5 protein-coding genes are annotated in these 4,578 nt (G+C 69.6%); 4 read left to right on the top strand and 1 reads right to left on the bottom strand.

Going from position 1 to position 4,578, the window contains the following annotated elements; translation table 11 throughout:
• The coding region (locus ABF401_RS12795) for a carboxyl transferase domain-containing protein (protein WP_353509952.1) at positions 1-993 on the top strand (993 nt) is incomplete at its 5' end.
• 143 nt (positions 994-1,136) lie between these two features.
• Here the strand turns inward: ABF401_RS12795 and ABF401_RS12790 are convergent.
• Positions 1,137-1,760, bottom strand: a complete 624-nt coding sequence (locus tag ABF401_RS12790; protein WP_353509951.1) for an FMN-dependent NADH-azoreductase — start codon at positions 1,758-1,760, stop codon at positions 1,137-1,139.
• A gap of 89 nt (positions 1,761-1,849) precedes the next feature.
• On the opposite strand from ABF401_RS12790, the gene ABF401_RS12785 reads away from it, so the two are divergent.
• The 3 genes from ABF401_RS12785 to atzD all read left to right on the top strand — a co-directional run.
• Complete coding sequence (locus ABF401_RS12785; protein ID WP_353509950.1) at positions 1,850-2,320, top strand: MarR family winged helix-turn-helix transcriptional regulator; 471 nt, start codon at positions 1,850-1,852, stop codon at positions 2,318-2,320.
• A gap of 165 nt (positions 2,321-2,485) precedes the next feature.
• Positions 2,486-3,445, top strand: a complete 960-nt coding sequence (locus tag ABF401_RS12780; RefSeq protein ID WP_353509949.1) for a carbamate kinase — start codon at positions 2,486-2,488, stop codon at positions 3,443-3,445.
• A gap of 5 nt (positions 3,446-3,450) precedes the next feature.
• On the top strand, positions 3,451-4,578 hold a 1,128-nt coding region (gene atzD, locus ABF401_RS12775), incomplete at its 3' end, for a cyanuric acid amidohydrolase (RefSeq protein ID WP_353509948.1).

Genomic DNA, 4,578 nt, shown 5'->3' with positions numbered 1-4,578 from the left:
GAGCCGGGGGCGATGATCGGGTTCCTCGGGGCCCGGGTCTACGAGGCGCTCTACGGACGGGCTTTCCCCGAGGGGGTGCAGACGGCCGAGAACCTCTTCGAGCACGGGCTCATCGACGCCATCCTGCCCGTGGAGGCCCTCGCCGAGACCGCCGACCGGGCGCTCAACGTCCTCATGGGTGCACGGGAGGAGCCGCCCGTGGTGGCTGACGTGCCAAGGGCGGAGCTGCCCGACCTGCCGGCATGGGACTCCATCGAACGATCCCGCCGGACCGATCGACCCGGCGTGCGCGCCCTGCTCAAGCTCGGCGCAACGGACGTGCTGCCATTGCACGGGACGGGCTCCGGCGAGTCCGACCCGGGGTTGCTCATGGCGTTGGCGCGGTTCGGCGGGGCTCCGTGCATCGTGCTCGGACAGGACCGGCGGGGCCAGACGCTGGAGGAGCCCTTGTCCCCCAAGGGGCTTCGCGTGGCCCGGCGAGGAATGGCGCTGGCCCGCGAGCTCGACCTCCCCCTGGTCAGCATCATCGACACCGCCGGTGCCGCGCTGTCGAAGGAGGCCGAGGAGGGTGGCATGGCCGGGGAGATCGCCCGGTGCCTCGCCGAGCTCGTCACCCTCCAAGCTCCAACGCTGTGTGTCCTGCTCGGCCAGGGCACGGGCGGCGGCGCGCTGGCCCTCATGCCTGCCGACCGCGTCATCTGTGCACAGCACTCGTGGCTCTCGCCCCTGCCCCCCGAGGGCGCGTCCGCGATCCTGCACCGGGACACGACGCACGCGCCCGAGCTCGCCGCAGCGCAGCGGGTCAGGTCGTTGGACCTGCTCGCCGACGGGATCGTCGATCGCATCGTGGCCGAGCGCCCCGACGCCGCAGACGAGCCCGCAGAGTTCTGCCAACGGATGAGCCAGGCAATCCAGCACGAGCTGGCCCTCCTCGCCCGGGAGGAGCCGGCCGCACGGTTGGAGTCGCGTCTCGCCCGGTATCGCGACCTCTGAGGAAGCGACGCGTACTGCACACTCGACCATGAGCTGGCCCCCGCCTCTCGTCGACTGTGCAGAACGTGCCGCCCCCCGCCTCTCGTCGAGTGTGCAGAACGTGCCGCCCCGCCTCTCGTCGAGTGTGCAGAACGTGCCGCCAGTCAGAGCTTGAGTGCAGCCTCGCGGAGCTCGTCGAAGGCTGCGGCCCGGACGAGATCGACCTGGTCGGTGACGAGATTTGGCCGGAACTCGATCGTCGTCACGTCCTCGACTCCGGCCCAGTCGAGCCACCATTCGAGGTAGGGCCGCTGGAAGTCGATGCCGAAGGATGTCGGCCTGCCCTCGCCATACACGGCACTGGTGAGGACGAGGACGGCCTTCTTGCCGGCGAGCAGCCCCGAGTACCCGGCCTCCGGGTCGAACCCGAAGAGCATCCCCGGTTGGCTCACGACATCGATGAGCTGCTTCAGGACGTAGGGAATGCTCCCGTTCCACATCGGCACGGACAGCAGGTACGCGTCCGCGGCATCGAGGCGGGTGAACGCTGCGATGGCCCGCTGCCAGGCAGCCGCTGCGTCGCCCTCCGGCTCCTCTCCAGCGAAGACGGCCATCTTGGCTGCCGCTGCGTCGGGACCGAAGCCGGGCAGCGACCCGTCCCAGAGATCCCAGTGATCGACCTCGACGTCGGGGCGGCCGGCGACCGCCGCCACGTAGGCCTCGGCCAGCGAGAGCGACTCGGAGGCCTGGCCTCGAGGTGATGCCGAGATGTGCAGTAGTCGGGTCATGGAGTGACCTCCTCAGTTCTTAGATAAGTGCGTGCGCACGTAACTATATAGGTGCGCCTGCACGCAATCAAGCGGGTACGCTCTCCCTCATGGCCTCCCGCTCTCGACGACAGCTCGCAGCCGACGCCTGGGGGGCGCTCCTCCAGACCCACGCCGCACTGGTTCCCGAGCTCGACCGGTCGCTGCGATCGCACTCGGGACTCCCGCTCGCCTGGTACGACGTCCTCCTCGAGCTCTCGGCAGCCGACGACGGCCGCCTGCGCATGTCCGAGCTCGCCCAGCGTGCGGTCCTCAGTCGGACCCGCATCAGCCGGGTCGTCGACGAGCTCGTCCGGGCCGGCCTCGTCGCCAAGGAGCCCAACCCGGTCGACGCCCGGTCGTCGTTCGCGGTCATCACCACGGAGGGACGGCAGCGTTTCGAGGCGAGCGCACCACACTACGTCGGGCAGATCGAGAAGCGCTTCGCCTCGGGCCTGACGGACGACGAGCTGCGCACCATCGCCCGCGCCCTGCGCCGAGCGCAGACCCACAGCATCACTCCGTCCCCGAACAACGGCTGACAGCAGGCGACGTGCGGGAGGATCAGGACTGGCCGTGCATCGGGAGCAAGCTCAGCGGCATACGTACACCTGACAACCAACGGCCCGGCGTTGGGCAGGACCTGCCAACGCGCCCTGCCCCACCCGCTCCCTAGGCTCACCCGCAACAACATCGAGGAGAGTGGCATGAGGGTGCTCGTCGCACTCGGCGGCAACGCGATGACCGGGCCCGATGGGAGTGCGGCTCCGCACGAGCAGCGGCGGGCCATCCGGCGGGCGATGTCGCATGTCGCCGATCTCGTGGCGTCCGGCCACGAGGTCGCCATCACGCACGGCAACGGCCCGCAGGTCGGCAACATCCTCGTCAAGAACGAGCTTGCTGCCCATGTCGTCCCGCCCGTGCCGCTCGACTGGTGCGGCGCCCAGACGCAGGGCACCATCGGGTTCACCATGCTCGATGCACTCGAGGGGTCGCTCGGGCGGCGCGGAGTCCGGCGACCTGTCGCTGCCATCGTCACCCGCACGCTCGTCGACCCCGACGACCCTGGATTCAGGAAGCCCACCAAACCGGTGGGCCGCTATGTCAGCAAGGACGAGGCCCAGCCGCTCATCGCGCTGGGACAGGTCTGGGAGGACCGCGGGGCGAAGGGCTGGAGGCGAGTCGTCGCATCACCCGAGCCGCTCGAGGTGCTCGACGCGCACACCCTGCTCACACTCATGCGGGCCGGCTACGTCGTCGTGGCGGCCGGCGGGGGCGGCATTCCCGTCGTGCGTTCTGACGCCGCCACCGTGCACGGCGTCGAGGCGGTCATCGACAAGGACCTCACGGCTGCCCTGCTCGCCCGCGCCATCGACGCCGATGCGCTCGTCATCGCGACGGACGTCCCCCATGCCGTCATCGGCTGGGGCACCCCGGAGGCCAAGCCGCTCGAGCAGGTGACCCTGGCGGAGCTGGAAGGATACGCCGCCGCAGGGCACTTCGCCTCGGGATCGATGGGCCCGAAGGTCGACGCCGCCATGCGGTTCGTGCGGTCCGGCGGCCGCCGCTGCATCATCACCTCCCTTGACCAGATCACCGACGCAGTGGATCACGGCGTCGGCACGATCATCGAGAACCCCACGCCCCCAGACGATTTCGAAAGGTGAGTCACGTGCCAGAAGCCATCGAGGTGCGCAAGGTCCCGATCCACTCCGTCGCCGACGCGTCCGAGCTCGCCAAGCTCATCGACGACGGCGTCATGGAGGCGAGCCGGGTCATCGCCATCATCGGCAAGACGGAGGGCAACGGCGGGGTGAACGACTACACCCGCATCATCGCCGACCGGGCGTTCCGCGAGGTGCTCGTCGCGAAGGGCGCCCCCGCCGACCAGGTCAAGCAGATCCCCATCGTGTGGTCCGGTGGAACCGATGGCGTGATCAGCCCGCACGCGGCGATCTTCGCCACAGTGCCGGCCGACCGGACCGAGCCGTCCGACGACCTGCGCCTGACCGTGGGGTTCGCGATGAGCGAGCCGATCAAGCCGGAGGAGATCGGCTACGTGGCGATGATCCAGAAGGTCGCTGACGGCGTGAAGGTCGCGATGGAGCGAGCCGGGATCACCGACCCCAAGGACGTCCACTACGTCCAGACCAAGACCCCGCTCCTGACCATCCACACGATCCGCGACGCCAAGTCCCGCGGGATGAAGGTCTGGACCGAGCACACGCACGAGTCGATGGACCTGTCCAACGGCACAACCGGTCTGGGCATCGCCGTCGCCCTCGGTGAGATCGAGATGCCGACGGACGAGGACGTCATGCACAACCGCTCGCTCTACTCATCCGTCGCCTCGTGCTCGTCGGGGGTGGAGCTCGACCAGGCGCAGGTCGTCGTCGTGGGCAACACGCGCGGCATCGGCGGGCGGTACCGGATCGGGCACTCCGTCATGCGCGATGCGCTGGACCAGGACGGCATCTGGGAGGCCATCAAGGACGCCGGGCTCGACCTGCCCGAGCGCCCGCACTGGACCGACATCAAGGGACGGCTCGTCAACGTGTTCCTCAAGTGCGAGGTGAGCCAGGACGGGACCGTCCACGGGCGCCGGAACGCCATGCTCGACGACTCGGACGTCCACTGGCACCGCCAGATCAAGTCGGCCGTGGGCGGTGTGACTGCCGCCGTGACGGGCGACCCGGCCGTGTTCGTCTCCGTGTCAGCTGCTCACCAGGGTCCGGATGGCGGTGGGCCGGTCGCGGCCATCGTCGACCTCGGCGAGGGCGAGCCGGCCGGCTACCGATGG

The sequence above is a fragment of the Intrasporangium sp. genome (assembly GCF_040414665.1).
Taxonomy (GTDB): Bacteria; Actinomycetota; Actinomycetes; order Actinomycetales; family Dermatophilaceae; genus Intrasporangium.
This window is presented reverse-complemented; position numbering and strand designations above follow the sequence as displayed.

Excerpts from the sequence above, each read along its gene's own strand:
- ABF401_RS12790 (WP_353509951.1), bottom strand. The coding sequence starts at position 1,760 with ATGACCCGACTACTGCACATCTCGGCATCACCTCGAGGCCAGGCCTCC.
- ABF401_RS12785 (WP_353509950.1), top strand. The coding sequence starts at position 1,850 with ATGGCCTCCCGCTCTCGACGACAGCTCGCAGCCGACGCCTGGGGGGCG.
- ABF401_RS12780 (WP_353509949.1), top strand. The coding sequence starts at position 2,486 with ATGAGGGTGCTCGTCGCACTCGGCGGCAACGCGATGACCGGGCCCGAT.